The sequence below is a fragment of the Mucilaginibacter aquaedulcis genome (assembly GCF_030409325.1).
Classification (GTDB): domain Bacteria; phylum Bacteroidota; class Bacteroidia; order Sphingobacteriales; family Sphingobacteriaceae; genus Mucilaginibacter; species Mucilaginibacter aquaedulcis.
This window is the reverse complement of the sequence record NZ_JAUFPR010000001.1, coordinates 420601-437898: the sequence shown is the minus strand read 5'-3', so window position 1 is coordinate 437898 and position 17298 is coordinate 420601. Positions and strand designations below refer to the sequence as shown.

Here is a 17298-nt window from a genome sequence, read left to right as displayed (position 1 = left end):
GTTTTGAGTTATCTGTTTTGGGTTCAAAGTGTTAATTAAGCGTTTAAACGTATAAAAATTAACGTCTTTGAACTCAAAACTTAATACTCGGGGCTTAAAACTTTGTTTTATGCTGCCAATTAGTTAATTTTGGATAACACACAAATCAGATGAATAAAAGCAGTAAGGAGATCAGGTGCTCATTTTGTGGTGCAGGTAAGCAGGATTCCCTGATGTTGATTGCGGGTCTTGACGCACACATTTGTGATAAATGCGTTAACCAGGCTAATGAAATATTGGCTGAAGAATTAAAGGTGCGTAAAGTTAAGGCTTCGCCCTCGGCGCCGTCTTTATTGAAGCCATCCGAAATTAAAAGTCACCTCGATCAATATGTTATAGGGCAGGATGATGCCAAAAAGATACTTTCTGTAGCGGTATACAACCATTACAAACGCTTAAACCAGCGTATTGATAAGGATGAGGTAGAGATTGAAAAATCAAACATCATTATGGTGGGCGAAACCGGCACGGGTAAAACCTTACTGGCCAAAACCATGGCAAAAATACTGAACGTACCGTTTTGTATTTGTGATGCTACCGTACTTACCGAAGCCGGTTATGTAGGGGAGGATGTGGAAAGCATACTTACCCGCTTGCTGCAATCAGCAGATTATGATGTAACCATGGCCGAAAAAGGCATTGTTTACATTGATGAGGTTGATAAAATAGCCCGTAAAAGCGATAACGCTTCCATCACCCGTGATGTATCGGGCGAGGGTGTACAGCAGGCGCTATTAAAAATATTGGAAGGTACCATGGTAAATGTACCACCACAGGGAGGCCGCAAGCACCCCGATCAAAAAATGATCACCGTAAATACCAGTAACATACTGTTTATATGCGGCGGCGCTTTTGATGGTATCGACCGTAAAATAGCCAACAGGCTGCGTACGCAAACCGTTGGTTATAAACTAAAACGTGATGACGGCGAGGTGGATATGAAAAACCTTTACAAGTACATCACTCCGCAGGATCTGAAATCATTCGGATTAATACCCGAACTGATCGGTCGTTTGCCGGTGTTAACTTATTTAAACCCGCTTGACAGGGATGCGTTACGCAACATATTAACCGAGCCTAAAAACTCATTGCTTAAACAGTATAAAAAGCTGTTTGAATATGAAAACGTAAAGCTTGATTTTGATGATGAGGTGCTGGAGTTTATTGTTGATAAAGCAATGGAATTTAAACTTGGCGCAAGAGGGTTAAGATCAATATGTGAGGCTATCATGATAGATGCCATGTTTGAGTTCCCATCTAAAAAAGATGTGAAACGCCTGCAGGTAACGTTAGATTATGCTCACGAAAAATTTGAAAAATCAGATCTGAAAAAATTAAAAGTAGCATAACAATTTGAAAAAAATAAGTAGCTATCTTTATTAAAATAAACACAAACCCTGGTGCAACGCCGGGGTTTGTTGTATAAACAGGTTTTTATTTATGGTTATCAAGTAGTTAGTATCAAGTATCAAGATAATTCTATCATCTAAGTTTTGATATAATCTACATTCAAGTCTTGATACTTGATACTATCTACTTGATACTAACTACCTGATACTAAAAAACACTAAACTGAACAATTATGAACGAGGAACTGAACATTAAAAAAGACCCTACCGACGCGCCGGTAGTAAAGGAGGTGCATACACCTATAAAATCGGGCCTTAAAACCAAGGAAGCCATTGTGGCCAACTGGTTGCCGCGCTATACCGGCCGCCCGCTTGAAGCCTTTGGCGAATACATTATACTCACCAACTTTTCAAAGTATATACAACTGTTTTCGCAATGGCATGATAACGCGCCTATCATGGGTATCGAAAAGCCCATGCAAAGCGTTACCGCCAACGGTATAACCATTATTAACTTTGGTATGGGCAGCTCGGTAGCAGCTACCGTGATGGATCTGCTTACTGCTATACACCCTAAAGCTGTTATATTTTTAGGTAAATGCGGCGGACTAAAGAAAAAGAATAACGTAGGCGACCTGATACTGCCAATTGCAGCCATCAGGGGCGAAGGTACATCTAATGATTATTTGCCGCCAGAAGTGCCCGCATTGCCCTCATTTGCCTTGCAGAAAGCCATATCAACCACCATTCGTGATTACTCGCGTGATTATTGGACAGGTACCTGCTACACCACCAATCGCCGGGTTTGGGAGCACGATAAAACTTTTAAAAAATACCTGAAAGATTTACGGGCCATGGCCGTTGATATGGAAACCGCCACCATTTTTACAACCGGTTTCGCCAACAAGATACCAACAGGAGCGCTGCTGCTGGTATCTGACCAGCCCATGATCCCGGAAGGTGTTAAAACTGCCGAAAGTGATTCAACAGTAACTGAACAGTTCGTGGAAACCCACCTGCACATTGGTATCGAATCGTTAAAACAACTGATCAATAACGGCTTAACCGTTAAGCACCTGAAGTTCTAAGTGGTTCATTGGTTTACTTGTTCATTAGTTCATTGGTGCGAAGTTTGAATTGATTATTCCAATGTTTATTGGTTTTAGAATAGACCAATGAACTAATGAACGATTGAACCAATGAACAAATTAACCATGAACTATGCCAATATATCATTTAAGAAACTTAATTTTGAGGGATTATCCGGCTAAGTATACCGGGTTTGTAGACGATTAATTTATGTGGTATAACAATATATTAGAAACCATTGGCCATACGCCTCTGGTTAAGTTAAACAAGGTTACAAAGGATATCCCGGCTATAGTGCTGGCTAAGATAGAAACCACCAACCCCGGTAATTCTATTAAGGATCGCATGGCCCTTAAAATGATAGAAGATGCTGAGGCAAGTGGCAAATTGAAACCGGGAGGTACTATTATTGAAGGTACATCGGGCAATACGGGAATGGGCCTGGCCATTGCCGCCGTTATAAAAGGTTACAAATGTATTTTTACCAGTACCGATAAACAATCAAAAGAAAAGTTTGACGCCCTGCGTGCCTTTGGCGCCGAGGTAATTGTTTGCCCTACTAACGTAGAGCCGGAAGACCCACGTTCATACTATTCTGTTTCTTCCCGTTTGGAGCGCGAAGTGCCCAATTCATGGAAACCTAACCAGTATGATAACCTGAGCAACTCGCAGGCGCATTATGAGCAAACCGGTCCCGAAATATGGGAACAAACTGAGGGTAAGATCACGCATTTGGTAGTAGGCGTGGGCACCGGCGGTACCATCTCAGGTACGGCACGTTACCTTAAAGAGAAAAATCCTAACATACAGGTGCTGGGTATTGATACTTACGGTTCTGTATTTAAAAAATACAAGGAAACCGGTATCATGGATAAGAACGAGATCTATCCCTACATTACCGAAGGTATAGGCGAAGATTTTTTACCGCAGAATGTTGACTTTAGCCTTATTGATCATTTTGAAAAGGTGACCGATAAGGACGCCGCCCTTATGACCCGCGAAATTGCCCGTAAGGAAGGAATTTTCGCAGGTAACTCAACCGGATCAGCTGTAGCAGGTACACTGCAAATGAAGGATAAGTTTAAGGAAGGTGATGTAGTAGTGATCATATTCCCCGACCATGGTACCCGCTACCTGGGCAAAATGTATAATGACGACTGGCTGCGTGACCGCGGATTCCTGAAAGACGGCAAGCTTACCGCCCGCGATATCATCAGCAAAAAAGATGTACAGGAGATTATTACCATCGACTGTGAGAAAACCGTGCTGGAGGCTATAAATACCATTAAATCACTCAATATATCGCAGATACCGGTGACCCAAAAAGGTATGGTAATCGGTAAGATCACCGAGAGTGATATCCTGGATTCGCTGATCGAAAACCCTTCCATCAAATCGCAGCCGATCAAAAACATAACTACCGCCCCGTTCCCATTTGTTGATCTGAACACTTCTATCGACAAAATATCAACCATGATCAACAAAGACAACATTGCCGTACTGGTTGAAGACGAGCAGGGCAAAATCGAGATCATCACCCAATACGATATCATCAACGCGATATCAGCTTAGGGGATTCGCGATCAAAGATTAAGGATAAAAAGACAAAAGATATAAGGTGTTATGCTGATGCATGGCACCTTTTTGTTTGATGACTATAGTTTTCTACCCAAAACGTCATCCTGAACTTGTTTCAGGATCTCTTACGCTACCGCAAGCGTCCCGCTTGTGGCCATCATGATTAGCCAAATGTTTACCACAAGCGGGACGCTTGCGGTAGCGGAAACTACTCCTTCCTTTTCCTAGCCAGTTCCTTGGTGTATCTTTCCTGCAGCGGAGCTTTAATATCGGTGATGAGGTATATACCGGTGCCTTTTTCGCGGGCGAGATAATGGTCAATTTCGCCCAGTTTTTTGAACGAGCCTATCATTTTTCCGGCCACAAATTGTTTCACGTTGTCACCATCATCAACGTAGATCAGGTATTTACATTTCAGGATATCGGGTGCCCAGAGCGCAAAACTGCTGTTCAATGATATTACCCCGGGATAATTGAATTGTTTGCGGTAATGGTGTAGTGCGCCTGCCTCGCCATAATTATCGGCATATATGAGGGTTTGCTTTTGCTGATCGGGAGTGAGGTTATTATATGCTTCGCCCACTTTTTTAGCTAATTCATCCCAGCCAAACATATCGGCATAGTCTTGGGTTAGGGGATGCATCTTTTGATCTTCCCAGGTAACTATAAAATTTGTTGCAGGGATATTTTTACTGATAAACCTGAAAAAGGCCAATGTACGTTCAATAGATAGAACCGGCAGCAGTACCGGGAACAGGAGCAGGTTGGGTAGTACAAAGAATATAACAGCAAGTGTGCGTAAGGCATAGCCCTTGGTTTTCAGCAGGCGCTCAAAGCCAAAGCCGCCGGCGGCAAACAGCATAGGGTAGGCCCCAAACAGGTAGTAGTTTTTGCCATCCATTTCCAGTAAAAAAATGAATATTAAGGCGTAGGCAATGGCTAAAAACTGAAAATTGCGCAGTCTGAATGAAAATATCAGGAACAGCAGCCCTGTAAACCAAACAAACAGCGCTATGCCATGTACCAACAGTTGCTGCTCAATAAATTGGGCCGGGGTAATATAGTTTAACTGTTCCTCACGCAGCTCTTTCATATGGTGTATTAAGGGCCAGTGATGATGAATTTGCCAGAATAAATTAGGCAGGCATACTAAAAATGCAACCACCGCAGCACCCAAAATATGCTTGTTAAATAGCAGCTTACGTTGTTTGCTGATGAGTATACCTATAATGAGAGCGAAGGTAAAAAACGCCATTGTATACTTGGTAAGCATACCCAGGCCAACCGCCAGACCAAGCCAGTACAGGTACTTAACATCGGTAGTGTTTAAGTATTTGATGAGCAGCCAAACCGTTAGTACCCACCAAAACTGATCAAACACAACAGGTTGAAAAAGGTAACCGCTTGCCGCAAATGCCGGCGAAAATATGAGCGCCAGGCAGGTTAAGGTTATAGCAAATTTTTTACCGCCAAACTCAACGGTGATCAGCCCGGTAAACCAGATAATAAGCCCGCTGAAAATGGTTGGGAAAATACGGGCGGCAAAAACAGAATCACCGAATAATGTGATAGAAAGCTTGGCTACCAGCGCTATAAATGGAGGTACTTCCTTATAACCCCAATCTAAATGATCGGCCAAAACCAGGTGCAGAAATTCATCGCGATGGAAACCAAAATGGCCTATGGCAAAAAGGTTCAAGACAATTTTTACAAATACAAAAATCAGTATGAAATAAGCATAGGTTGATTTTCGGTTTTTGTATGGCATTGGTTTTTATAGGCTCTAAAGTATTTTTTGGCAAAAGCTTTTTAGGGGCAAAAGCTAAATGCTGAGAGTCTAAAGCTATAAAAAATATTTAACAAGCAAAAAGCATAAACCGTACTTAGGGTTTATGCTTTTTGCTTGGCACATTGAGCTGATTATATGCGGGTAATATCCGCGCCAAGCGCTTTAAGGCGGGTATCAATATGCTGATAGCCACGCTCAATTTGCTCAATATTGTAAATGGTTGACTGCCCCTGGGCCGATAGCGCAGCTATCAGCAAAGCCACACCGGCCCTGATGTCGGGGGAGGTCATGGAAATGCCGCGCAGTTGTACTTGTTTATCCAGGCCTATAACGGTAGCACGATGCGGATCGCACAGGATGATCTGGGCACCCATATCCAGCAGTTTATCCACAAAGAATAAACGGCTCTCAAACATTTTCTGGTGAATAAGTACCGAGCCTTTGGCCTGTATGGCTACCACCAGCAAAATGCTGATCAGGTCAGGCGTAAAGCCTGGCCATGGAGCATCGGCAACGGTCATGATCGATCCGTCTATAAAAGTTTCTATTTCGTAATGATCTTGTGCAGGGATAAAAATATCATCGCCGCGCAGTTCAAGCTTTATACCCAGGCGCTTAAATACATCAGGTATCATACCCAGTTCAGGGTATTTCACATCCTTGATGGTTATTTCAGAACCGGTCATGGCAGCAAGGCCAATAAATGAGCCTATCTCAATCATATCCGGCAGTAAACGGTGATCAGTGCCGCCTAAGTAAGTTACACCCTCAATGGTTAATAGGTTTGAGCCAATACCGCTAATTTTGGCGCCCATTCTGTTCAGCATTTTGCAAAGCTGCTGTAAGTATGGCTCGCAGGCAGCGTTGTAAATGGTGGTTACGCCTTTAGCCAAAACAGCTGCCATCACAATATTGGCAGTACCGGTTACCGAGGCTTCATCAAGCAGGATGTAAGTACCCTGCAGATTAGATGCATCTACATTAAAAAAGCCATCGGCAGGGTTATAGTTAAATTGCGCGCCAAGCTTTTCAAAGCCCAGGAAATGCGTATCCAGGCGTCTGCGGCCAATTTTGTCGCCCCCTGGTTTTGGTATTGATGCTTTGCCAAAACGCGCCAGCAGCGGGCCCACAATCATGATAGAACCACGCAGGCCTCCGCCTTTTGATTTAAAAGTTTCTGACTGGAAAAAATCCTGGTCAATATCTTTGGCTGTAAAATTATAGGTATCGTCGGCAATCTTCTCCACAATCACTCCCATATCGCCCAATAGCTCAATCAGTTTATTTACGTCCTTTATATCGGGTATATTGCTGATGGTAACTTTTTGGTCGGTTAGTAAAACTGCCGAAATTACCTGTAAAGCTTCATTCTTTGCTCCCTGCGGAGTAATTTCACCCTTTAACGGTTTCCCGCCGTTTATCACAAATGCGTTAGTCATAGGAGTTTATAATTGATAGGTCACTATTCATTTTTAATACATTCAAATTAGCAAGCAGATGCCAATTTACCGGCAAAGATTATAAAATAAATGGACATTCTGTTAGTGCCCTTTAGTTCATTGATGCAGTTGCCGGTTGGTTAACCCGGTAAACTTTTTAAAGTTTTTATTTTAACAAAAAACTGCTCAAAAAATGATCAAAATAACGCCAAAATGCTCAGTAATTCATCAAAAAATAAGCTGGATTTTGCTTTCAAACACTTTTTTGAAAGGTTTAAAAACTTTAAAAAGCTGATATTCAAACAGCTAACATGTTTTTAGCTACTTTGGGTTGTTGTTAGCCTTTTTATAAAAACGGCCCGATCACCTTTTCAAGATACCGGGCCATTCCAGGAGTATTAATTTTTGACGGCTTGGTTCTGCCCAACCGATCAATAGTGTTTAGTATTTTTTAGAACCGCCGCTGTTTCTGTTGCGGTTGTTTTGATTGTTGTTGCGTTGGTTGTTGTTATTAGTGCGACCGCCACCACCGCCGCCACGGTTATTTTGGTTATTGTTTGAGCGTCCGCGGTTGTTGTTGTTATTATTGTTGTTTTGGTTGGAGAAGTTGTTAGGCCTGAACTCAACACGGTTAAGGTTAACGTTTTCTTCCAGTTTTAGTGTACCGCCTGATAAGGCAAAAAGATCGGCCAGGATGCTTTCGTCCGAAACGGAATCTTTGTTCCATTGTACATAGGCCATTTTCATGAAGTTGGCTATGGCTTGTACCATGTGGCGCTTACGGTCAGGATCTTCAATGGCTTTTGCCTTTTCTATCATCAGCTCAATGGTTTTGCCATAGTGCTTGTATTTAATGCGCTGGTTGGGGTATCTTAAAGGCTGCGGCTTAATATGAATAGCCTCCGGAGATGGCTTTGGATAAGGCGAATCTACATCAATCTGATAATCTGATATGATGTGCAGGTGATCCCAAAGTTTGTGTTTAAAGTCGGCAACGTCGCGCAGGTGCGGGTTTAAAAAGCCCATCAGGTCAATTACTACCTGGGCGTAGCGGTTACGTTCTTCTTTAGTGGGTAGCGCTACAATGTACTTAACCATATTTTGTACGTTGCGGCCATATTCAGACAGGATAAGTTTATTCCTGGTTGAGTTATAATCAAAATTTGCAGGCGTGTTTTGCTGAGCCATATTAATGCTTATTGTATTGTTATTAGTAAGGAAGTTTTAAGTTAGCCTGACAAGTCCCTGTGAAAGAGTAGGGTAAAAGAGGCTAAAATTGAATTGTACTGATATAGTAGTAACGCAAATATAATGTATTAGTATTAGTATGCAAATAAATGGTATGAAATGTTACAATAAAGTTAAATTGCTATTTAACTATTATTGATTTTATGTGTATTGGGTAGCGGTGAGTTTTTGAGCATGATGTACCGCCCCTGTAGTATACCCACTCTTGGCCGCGGGAGGGCCCAGTTACTTTTGTGGCCACAAAAGTAACCAAAAAGGCTTTCAGCAGAAAGGCTTCTTTGCCGCACAGGCTTTTACCCTGCAAAACAGTCAGAACCACGGGCTGCAAAAAGTTGCCCCACTTCGTTCGCACATAAATCAACGCTTCTGCAAATATTTGCTATGCCCTTCCCGCCCACAACCCAACATGTTCCGCCTGTTTTCACCCGAAGCTCATCTGCTGACTGAAGGAGGACATGATATAAAAACGCGTATTCATTGCCGGTGTGCCTAAGGTAATTTGGCTATACTTTTGGCAATACCACAAATAGTTAATAGGTTTATTTTTTTATCGACAAATTAATTATTACAGCTTCGTGAATAATAAAGTGATCATCACCCATATAGATATATACCGTTTCAGCATCCCCATGGAACCTTTTACCATTGCCACGGGGACGATGGATTATGCTCAGAATGTTTTTATCAGGGTACATACCGATGCCGGCTTTTATGGCGTAGGTGAATGTGCCGCGTTTCAGTTCATTACCGGCGAAACGCAGGATACCTGCCTGGTGCTGGCCCGTGAATTTGCAAAGCTTTGGAAAGGAAAGGATGCCCTGGATATCCCCTCCCGTTTACAACAGCTGCATGATTTTATAGCCGGTAACTCCACCATCAAAAGCGCTTTTGATATGGCCCTGTTTGATATTGCCGCCAAAAATGCCGGTTTACCACTATATCGTTTTTTGGGTGGCGCGAAGCGCGAAGTAGAATCAGACATTACAATAGGGATAGCTGGTCCGCATGCTATGGCGCTTAAGGCACTTGATTTTAAGGCTTCGGGAGCAAATATACTGAAGGTGAAGCTCGGCAAGAATGCGATAGAAGACGTAGAGCGTATAAAGCAGATCCGTGAGGCCGCGGGCAGCGAATTAAAGATTCGTATTGATGCCAACCAGGGCTGGAGCTTTGAAGAGGCTGTTTTTGCCCTGCAAGCTATGGGGCCTTATGATATTGAATTTTGCGAACAACCTATGCGCACCTGGTACGATGATTATCTGCCGCAACTCATGAGGCATTCACCGGTAAAAATTATGGCCGACGAGAGCGTGTACAACCACCATGATGCCCGCAAGCAGATCAACAGCGGCTCCTGCCATTATATCAATATTAAGCTGGCAAAATCGGGCGGGCTATGGGAAGCAAAAAAAATACATGACGAAGCCGCCTCAAAAGGTATTGCCTGTATGATGGGCGGTATGTTAGAGAGCCGTATAGGCCTGAGTGCAAAGCTTCATTTTGTTTATGCCAGCCTTAATATTAAGTTTTACGATATGGATACCTGCATGCTGGGTCATTTGCAGGACCCCTGCATTGGCGGTGTAACCTACAACGGCTATAAGTTGGATATTGGCGACGATACAGGTATAGGAGCAGATGCCAGCGACGATTTTTTAGCCGGTTGTGAAAGGTTTGAGGTTTAGATGAAACAAAACAGGCATTGATTTTACTCAATGCCTGGCTATGATGCTATAAAAGCGGTTTTCTTTTCAGCTTACTCGCGCTTTTTGCGGGAGTATGTTTTTCGGCCTTAATTACTTTGGGGTCCCTGGTTTCCTTGGCGGCTTCGCTCTTTGATTTTTCTTTGGTTTCCATGATAGTGTTCCTTTTAATATGTGATAAATAATGGGTTTCTATTTAATTGATCCATTTAATTAGAAAGTTAAAAAATGTCATTTTAGTTTTTTTTAATTGAAATAATTTTTTTATCACCAATAGCCATTCTTCTGAATATATAAATATGATTGCATCTTATTTATATATATTGCAAAATTATTTTAATAATAATATACGTGTATGTAATACACTAACACATGCCATTTTTAATTTATCGTGTTGTTGTTACTTAAACGTTTTCTTCTGTGAATTTTTGTTTATTACCCGATTTGTATCAATCTACTTTCAACAGAATAAAAATAGTAAATAACGTACTTTATACACTAACTATCTTGTATACAAGTAAATATAATTAAAATAATTGCCTTTTTTATTTTTGTGAAAAAAAATAAATGACTACAACTATAGGATTTAAAATTTCTTTTTAAGAAAATTATGTTCAAATTAGGATGGCAGGAGTAATTAAACTATAAAAGTTTAATTATTGGCATAGCAAAAAAGGGCTTTTACACAGCAATGTTGCTGTGTAAAAGCCCTTTATGTATTTAAGGAGAGCGTTTTTCTCTGTTTATTGCTCGTATTTGCTCACTTTTACTCGCTTAGCTGTGCAAAGTACTTGTGAAACAATGGGATGGTTTCAATGCCTTTGTAATAATTGAAGATATCATACTTTTCGTTTGGCGAATGTAGCGCGTCGCTGTCAAGGCCAAAGCCCATCAATACAGTTTTTAGGCCCAGCTCTGCTTCAAAAAGTGCTACAATCGGGATGCTGCCGCCACCACGTGTAGGTATAGGCTCTTTCCCGAATGATTCTGCGATGGCTTTTTGAGCGGCGCGATAAGCAACACTATCTGTAGGTGTTACTGCAGGCTCGCCGCCATGATGTGGCGTTACCTTTACCTTAACGGTTTTAGGTGCAATACTCAGGAAATGTTTAGTAAACAGTTCGGTTATTTTTTCACTGGTTTGGTTAGGTACCAGGCGCATAGATATTTTCGCGCTGGCCTTTGATGGCAATACGGTTTTGGCACCTTCGCCAATGTATCCGCCCCAAATGCCGTTTACCTCCAGGGTAGGGCGAGTGCCGGTACGCTCAAAAGTGGTATATCCTTTTTCGCCCCAAAGCTCCTGCACATCCAGGTCTTTCTTATATTCTTCTTCATTATAAGGCGCGTTGTTAAGCGCGGTACGTTCGGCCGGTGTTAACTCAACAACATCATCATAAAAGCCAGGGATAGCTATATGGTTATTTTCATCATGCAGGGAAGCTATCATTTTGGCCAGGATAGTAGCCGGATTAGCTACGGCTCCGCCGTATACACCAGAGTGCAGATCGCGGTTAGGGCCGGTTACTTCAACTTCAAGATATGATAAACCGCGCAAGCCGGTTTCTAACGAGGGGTGTTCCATGCTGATCATGGAGGTATCGGATATCAGCACTACATCAGCCTTTAACCGGGCTTTGTTCTCTTTTACAAAAATAGCCAGGTTTGATGAACCAACCTCTTCTTCGCCCTCAATCATGAATTTGATGTTGCAGGGTAGTGTGTCGGTTTGCATCATCAATTCAAATGCTTTTACATGCATATAAAACTGACCCTTATCATCACAGGCACCGCGGGCGTATATTTTACCATCGCGAACGGTAGGTTCAAAGGGAGGGGTTTTCCAAAGTTCAAGCGGATCTGGCGGTTGTACATCATAATGCCCGTAAACCAGTACCGTAGGTTTGGCTGGGTCAATTATTTTTTCGCCATATACTATAGGATAGCCGGCAGTTGGGCAAACCTCAACATTATCGGCACCAGCGTCGCGTAGTTTCTGCGCCACGTAATCGGCAGTCTTTAATACGTCTGCCTGGTATTTAGGATCGGCGCTAACCGAAGGGAAACGCAAAAGTTCAAACAATTCGTCGAGTAAACGTTGTTTGTTATCGTTTACATACTGTTTTATATGCTGCATAGTTATCAATTTGCAGCAAATATATTGATGTTTATTGATTTAAAACAGCAAGAGGCCATGCTGTAAATAGCATGGCCTCTTGCTGTTTTAGTCAACCCCTATATATTATATATATACTTATGCAGTAAAGTCACCGTTACCTAAATCTCTTTTCGGACCTGATGCGAAATCACCGTTACCCAAATCTCTTTTCGGACCTGATGCGAAATCACCGTTACCCAAATCTCTTTTCGGACCAGAAGCAAAATCACCATTACCTAAATCTCTTTTCGGACCAGATACGGCAGCGAAATCACCGTTACCTAAATCTCTTTTCGGACCAGATACGGCAGCGAAATCACCGTTACCTAAATCTCTTTTCGGACCTGATGCGAAATCACCATTACCTAAATCTCTTTTTGGACCAGACACGGCAGCGAAGTCACCGTTACCTAAATCTCTTTTTGGACCAGATACGGCAGCGAAATCACCATTACCTAAATCTCTTTTCGGGCCTGATGCAAAATCACCATTACCTAAATCTCTTTTTGGACCTGATGCGAAATCACCATTGCCTAAATCTCTTTTTGGACCAGACACGGCAGCAAAGTCACCGTTACCTAAATCTCTTTTCGGACCTGATGCGAAATCGCCATTACCTAAATCTCTTTTTGGACCAGACACGGCAGCGAAGTCACCGTTACCTAAATCTCTTTTTGGACCAGAAGCAAAGTCACCATTACCTAAATCTCTTTTTGGACCAGACACGGCAGCAAAATCACCGTTGCCTAAATCTCTTTTTGGACCAGACACGGCAGCAAAATCACCATTACCTAAATCTCTTTTCGGACCTGATGCAAAATCACCATTACCCAAATCTCTTTTTGGACCAGACACGGCAGCGAAATCACCGTTACCTAAATCTCTTTTCGGACCTGATGCGAAATCACCATTACCTAAATCTCTTTTTGGACCAGACACGGCAGCGAAGTCACCGTTACCTAAATCTCTTTTCGGACCAGAAGCAAAATCACCATTACCTAAATCTCTTTTCGGACCAGATACGGCAGCGAAATCACCGTTACCTAAATCTCTTTTTGGACCAGAAGCAAAGTCACCATTACCCAAATCTCTTTTTGGGCCAGAAACAGCGTCGCCGTTACCTAAATCTCTTTTCGGACCAGATGCAGCTGTTGTTGTTTTGCTGCCATCGGTTGTTGATGCATTTGAAATGTTAACTACTGAGGTTAGGAATGTGCTTAGGGCTAAGGCTGCTATAATGGTTGACTTTTTCATGATATTTTTTTAATTAGTAGGGGGATGAATATTTTTGTGGGTTGTTAATTTTATGTTGATGTAGTTGTTTAATCTGCGTTGCCTAAATCTCTTTTGGGACCAAACAGCGTGAAGTTGATGGCGCTCATGTTGGCTTTTACATTTTCTTTTTGATCGCGAACTGTTACAACACTCAGGCTGGCAATTGCTATGATGATCAGTTTTTTCATGTTCCCGTGGTTTGATTTAGTTTTTATAGTCATGTGTTGAGGATCAGTCGGCGCTGCCCAGATCTCTTTTAAATCCGTTGGCAAATGAATGCACCATGGCAAAATTTATCCTTGTTGTTTCTTTTTTGCAAGATGAAATGACGCCTGTAAAAATTAGGGCCAGGATAAAGAGGATCGTTTTTTTCATGACTATATAAATTTTATATGGTTAATATTGTGAGAGGTTTGCGGGGGTGCTTAATCGGCGCTGCCCAAATCCCTTTTAAATGCTGCTGTTGTTTTACCAAAACTTGCAACCACTGCTTCAGGGGTGCTTTTTGATGATGATGACAAAACTCCGGTGCTTACTATAAGCAGGGCGAGTAAAATAGTTCTTTTCATGTTGGTTAATATTTATATTGATATTCCATTCAATTAACTGTTGTGTAATAATATTGTAACTAATATTCAATGTTGCAGAGAGACCGTAGGTTTATTCTCTGTATTTAAAAATTATTAAGTACTTTTATAGCTGTTTTACGTTGATTTTCAATGTGATAATTAACTGTTTCTTTAAAAATATTTTAGTTTCTTCGTAATAATTCGTATTGTTTATTGAAACAAAATAGTAGCTTTAGGAATAGTCTTTATATCTTTTAAATCAATCGCTTTATATATTTTTTTGTTTTTTTTTATCAATCAGATAGTATAATAGTCACATATAATCGCCTTTTGTGTTTTTAAGCTGTTTTCAGCAGCTTAAACGGCCACCTTTATGCCTAAAAAATATTATTAAAATCGTCATAATACTTCACTAATCTATTGTGTATCAATTGATTAACGAAGCAAATATAAATATGTTTTTTGATATAATACAAAAAAAAATAAAATAAATTTTAACACCTTTTTTGTGATTGTAATTAGATATATTACATCATAATTCATAACTTTCACAATAAATTGAACGTAATAGTGCTTTAATGAAAAAAACCTATACATTTCTATTGGTCTTTTTTGTATCACTCGGTGTATATGCAAAGGGGTTTAATGATGTATCGGTAAGTGACACTGCTACTGTAATTAGTTTAAACAAGCAGGCTTTTGCCAACCGGTTAATTGATCCGGAGCAAACAGTTGCCGATGCCTCCAAGGCTTTGGCCCTTGCTAAAAAGTTAAATTATTATAATGGTATTGGTGAGGCTTATCGTGTTTTGGGTATAGGAAGATATTATCTTGACCAGCCCGAACAATCTTTCGATAATTACCTGATAGGTATTACCTACTTTGTTAAGGCTAATAACCTGGCAGGCGAGGCCAAGGTTTATAATAATATAGGTATATTATTCAGAGATCATGATTATAACCGGTCGCTTGATTACCTCAAGAAATCACTTGATATAGCCACCCGTATAGGGGATGAGCGGCTGATAGCTTCGCTGGGTCTTAACCTGGGCAACGTTTACATTCGCAAAAACAGCCTGCACCAGGCGCTTAAGTTTTATGATCAAAGCACCGTTGTTTTTGAAAAGCTAAAGGATTCTGTAAACCTTGTTCAGTGTTTGTTGAATAAAGGGGTAGTTTATCAGCGCTTAAACCAGCATGATAAAGCGCTGGAGTTTTTGTTGAAAGCTAACGTAGCAGCTAAGCGCCAGGATCTTAATGAATCTGTAGCCAGCGTAAACCTAACTATCGCATCTATATATATAAGCCAGAAAAAATACGACGAAGCCGAAAAAATTGTAAAGGAAGGTATAGCTTATACCCAGCTGGTTAAAGACCCTAAGCTTGATTACGATTATAAACATACCGCTTACGAACTTGAGTTTAACCGTAAAAACTTTGAGCGCGCCCTGTTTTACCTGCAGGAGGTATACCGTATTGACAGTACCACCTATAAGCTCAATACATCGGTTCAGATGAAACTTATTGAGGCCAAGCGCCGCCAGGAGGAGCAGGTTAAAGAAAATGAACGTGTGGCCGAACGTCAAGCTTATGACCGCTCAAGATTTTGGGCGGTTTGTACCGTTGCAGGCCTGTTGCTTGTTGTTATCGGTTTGTTGTTTGGTAACGTTAAACGCAAAGCAAAAACCAACGCGCAGCTTACTATGCTTAACGAGGAGGTGTTAAGGCAAAAAGATAACCTCGATCGTATTAACCATCACCTGGAAGAGATTATTGACGAGCGTACCAAGGATTTGCAGATCAAGAACAAAAAGCTCTCAGAACACTCATCCTATCTTTCGCACCAGATCAGGGGACCTATTGCTACCTTGCGCGGGTTGATAAACCTTGAAAAAGAGGGCCTTGTTGATCAGCAGGAATGCATCAACATGATGGATAAATGCGTATCGGAAATTGACGAAAAAATAATTGAAATGAGCGATATGCTGCACACGCCCTCACACAAAGCACCAACCCCAGGCAGCTTATCATAAATAAAAGAAACCTTACTAATAGAGACTAAACGCTCTTGGAAGTGATGAGTGGATCTGCGCCTCAATAAGCCCCAGATAAATGCAATACCAGGATATCATTTGCAATATCAGCAGCTGGCGGTGTTTGTCGTAGCCTTCGGTTTCAAAGGCAAGGGTATCATCACCGGCGGTAACAAAAAATCTTACTTCGCCCTGGCGCGGCTTAAACCTCGACTTTACAAGGTCAAACGCCTTAACCTTAAGTTTGCTCTTAGGGTCATGGATGGTACCATCTTTCAAAGCCTGGTTTTTTGAAATAGATATAAGATAATTTGACATATACATTTATTATAAAATGTATATGCCACAATTTTTACTCCAATTTTGGATTAAAATGGATATAATTTGAAAATTGATTTATTTATCTTATTTTAAAATATAAAATTTCCTGTAATTAAATATTGTTAACCTGTATTTAATTACGGCGAACGGCTTTACATACATTCTGTACATACATATGTATGGTAAAATTGTGAACTGTAAGGTTTACAGAACACATTTTTATCATTATTATAATGCTAAAATGCTTTTGTTGCGCAATTCTTCATAAAGTAAAATCACCTTACGTTGCAGGTTTGCAATTTCCGATTCGCGGTCAAGAAGTTTTTTCTGGGCAATGCTCAGGTTTGAAGGAGTAAGGTCGATTTCTTCAGAATCGATCACTAATATTTGAGCCACATTAATTTCAAAGATGTTGGCAATTTGTTCCAGTCTTGATAAATTAATATCAGTTACTCCGGTTTCAATTTTTGAAAAGGCGGGGATAGATATACCTAAACGGTTTGCTACATCTTCCTGGCTCCATCCATGTTTATGGCGTAATGTCCTTATATTTTTTCCTACTGATTTATTGGTTTGCTTTTTAGTGCTGTCGCTCATAATATGTTTCCTCTCAATTAAGTAAGCAAACATATCCAAATGGTATGCCATCATTTCTTCCCGTTAAAAAACGCTCATTTATTGCGTAATTTAACGGGAAAGTGTGAAGTG

16 protein-coding genes are annotated in these 17298 nt (G+C 41.0%); 5 read left to right on the top strand and 11 right to left on the bottom strand.

The features are described 5' to 3' along the window. Window positions 1–149: 149 nt before the first annotated feature. The 3 genes from clpX to QWZ01_RS01615 all read left to right on the top strand — a co-directional run bounded on the left by clpX (window position 150) and on the right by QWZ01_RS01615 (window position 4049). Complete coding sequence (gene clpX, locus QWZ01_RS01625; protein WP_290321465.1) at window positions 150–1388, top strand: ATP-dependent Clp protease ATP-binding subunit ClpX; 1239 nt, start codon at window positions 150–152, stop codon at window positions 1386–1388. Between the two features lie 233 nt (window positions 1389–1621). After that, complete coding sequence (locus QWZ01_RS01620; protein ID WP_290321464.1) at window positions 1622–2476, top strand: AMP nucleosidase; 855 nt, start codon at window positions 1622–1624, stop codon at window positions 2474–2476. 211 nt (window positions 2477–2687) lie between these two features. After that, complete coding sequence (locus QWZ01_RS01615; protein WP_290321463.1) at window positions 2688–4049, top strand: pyridoxal-phosphate dependent enzyme; 1362 nt, start codon at window positions 2688–2690, stop codon at window positions 4047–4049. A 214-nt stretch (window positions 4050–4263) separates the two neighbouring features. Here the strand turns inward: QWZ01_RS01615 and QWZ01_RS01610 are convergent, their stop codons facing one another. The 3 genes from QWZ01_RS01610 to QWZ01_RS01600 form a co-directional block, all read right to left on the bottom strand. Further along, window positions 4264–5823 (bottom strand): ArnT family glycosyltransferase, encoded by a 1560-nt coding sequence (locus QWZ01_RS01610; RefSeq protein ID WP_290321462.1) that lies wholly within the window; start codon window positions 5821–5823, stop codon window positions 4264–4266. A gap of 152 nt (window positions 5824–5975) precedes the next feature. Continuing rightward, window positions 5976–7283: a UDP-N-acetylglucosamine 1-carboxyvinyltransferase gene (murA, locus tag QWZ01_RS01605; protein WP_290321461.1), complete on the bottom strand. Its 1308-nt coding sequence runs from the start codon at window positions 7281–7283 to the stop codon at window positions 5976–5978. Between the two features lie 441 nt (window positions 7284–7724). Beyond that, window positions 7725–8471 carry a DUF4290 domain-containing protein gene (locus QWZ01_RS01600; protein ID WP_290321460.1) on the bottom strand — a complete coding sequence of 249 codons (747 nt, stop codon included), beginning with the start codon at window positions 8469–8471 and terminating at the stop codon, window positions 7725–7727. A 635-nt stretch (window positions 8472–9106) separates the two neighbouring features. Between QWZ01_RS01600 and QWZ01_RS01595 the strand changes: the two genes are divergently transcribed. Next, window positions 9107–10216, top strand: a complete 1110-nt coding sequence (locus QWZ01_RS01595; RefSeq protein ID WP_435404551.1) for a mandelate racemase/muconate lactonizing enzyme family protein — start codon at window positions 9107–9109, stop codon at window positions 10214–10216. 46 nt (window positions 10217–10262) lie between these two features. Here the strand turns inward: QWZ01_RS01595 and QWZ01_RS01590 are convergent, their stop codons facing one another. The 6 genes from QWZ01_RS01590 to QWZ01_RS01565 form a co-directional block, all read right to left on the bottom strand. Further along, window positions 10263–10388, bottom strand: coding sequence for a hypothetical protein (locus QWZ01_RS01590; protein WP_290321459.1), 126 nt, complete (start codon window positions 10386–10388; stop codon window positions 10263–10265). Window positions 10389–11000: 612 nt separating this feature from the next. Next, window positions 11001–12371, bottom strand: coding sequence for a dipeptidase (locus tag QWZ01_RS01585; RefSeq protein ID WP_290321458.1), 1371 nt, complete (start codon window positions 12369–12371; stop codon window positions 11001–11003). A gap of 117 nt (window positions 12372–12488) precedes the next feature. Continuing rightward, a complete protein-coding gene (locus QWZ01_RS01580; RefSeq protein ID WP_290321457.1) occupies window positions 12489–13646 on the bottom strand; it encodes a hypothetical protein in 1158 nt (385 codons plus the stop codon). Between the two features lie 68 nt (window positions 13647–13714). After that, the gene (locus QWZ01_RS01575) at window positions 13715–13855 is read right to left on the bottom strand and encodes a hypothetical protein (protein WP_290321456.1); all 141 of its coding nucleotides are present in this window, start codon (window positions 13853–13855) and stop codon (window positions 13715–13717) included. Window positions 13856–13898: 43 nt separating this feature from the next. Beyond that, window positions 13899–14042: a hypothetical protein gene (locus tag QWZ01_RS01570; protein WP_290321455.1), complete on the bottom strand. Its 144-nt coding sequence runs from the start codon at window positions 14040–14042 to the stop codon at window positions 13899–13901. 50 nt (window positions 14043–14092) lie between these two features. Further along, a complete protein-coding gene (locus QWZ01_RS01565; RefSeq protein WP_290321454.1) occupies window positions 14093–14236 on the bottom strand; it encodes a hypothetical protein in 144 nt (47 codons plus the stop codon). Window positions 14237–14814: 578 nt separating this feature from the next. Here QWZ01_RS01565 and QWZ01_RS01560 point away from each other — a divergent pair. Continuing rightward, window positions 14815–16269: a tetratricopeptide repeat protein gene (locus QWZ01_RS01560; protein WP_290321453.1), complete on the top strand. Its 1455-nt coding sequence runs from the start codon at window positions 14815–14817 to the stop codon at window positions 16267–16269. 15 nt (window positions 16270–16284) lie between these two features. On the opposite strand, the gene QWZ01_RS01555 is transcribed toward QWZ01_RS01560, so the two are convergent. Both QWZ01_RS01555 and QWZ01_RS01550 read right to left on the bottom strand, forming a co-directional pair. Further along, entirely contained in the window at window positions 16285–16587 is a 303-nt protein-coding gene (locus tag QWZ01_RS01555) for a hypothetical protein (RefSeq protein ID WP_290321452.1), read from the bottom strand. Between the two features lie 231 nt (window positions 16588–16818). Then, window positions 16819–17187 carry a helix-turn-helix domain-containing protein gene (locus tag QWZ01_RS01550; RefSeq protein WP_290322076.1) on the bottom strand — a complete coding sequence of 123 codons (369 nt, stop codon included), beginning with the start codon at window positions 17185–17187 and terminating at the stop codon, window positions 16819–16821. Window positions 17188–17298: the final 111 nt, after the last annotated feature.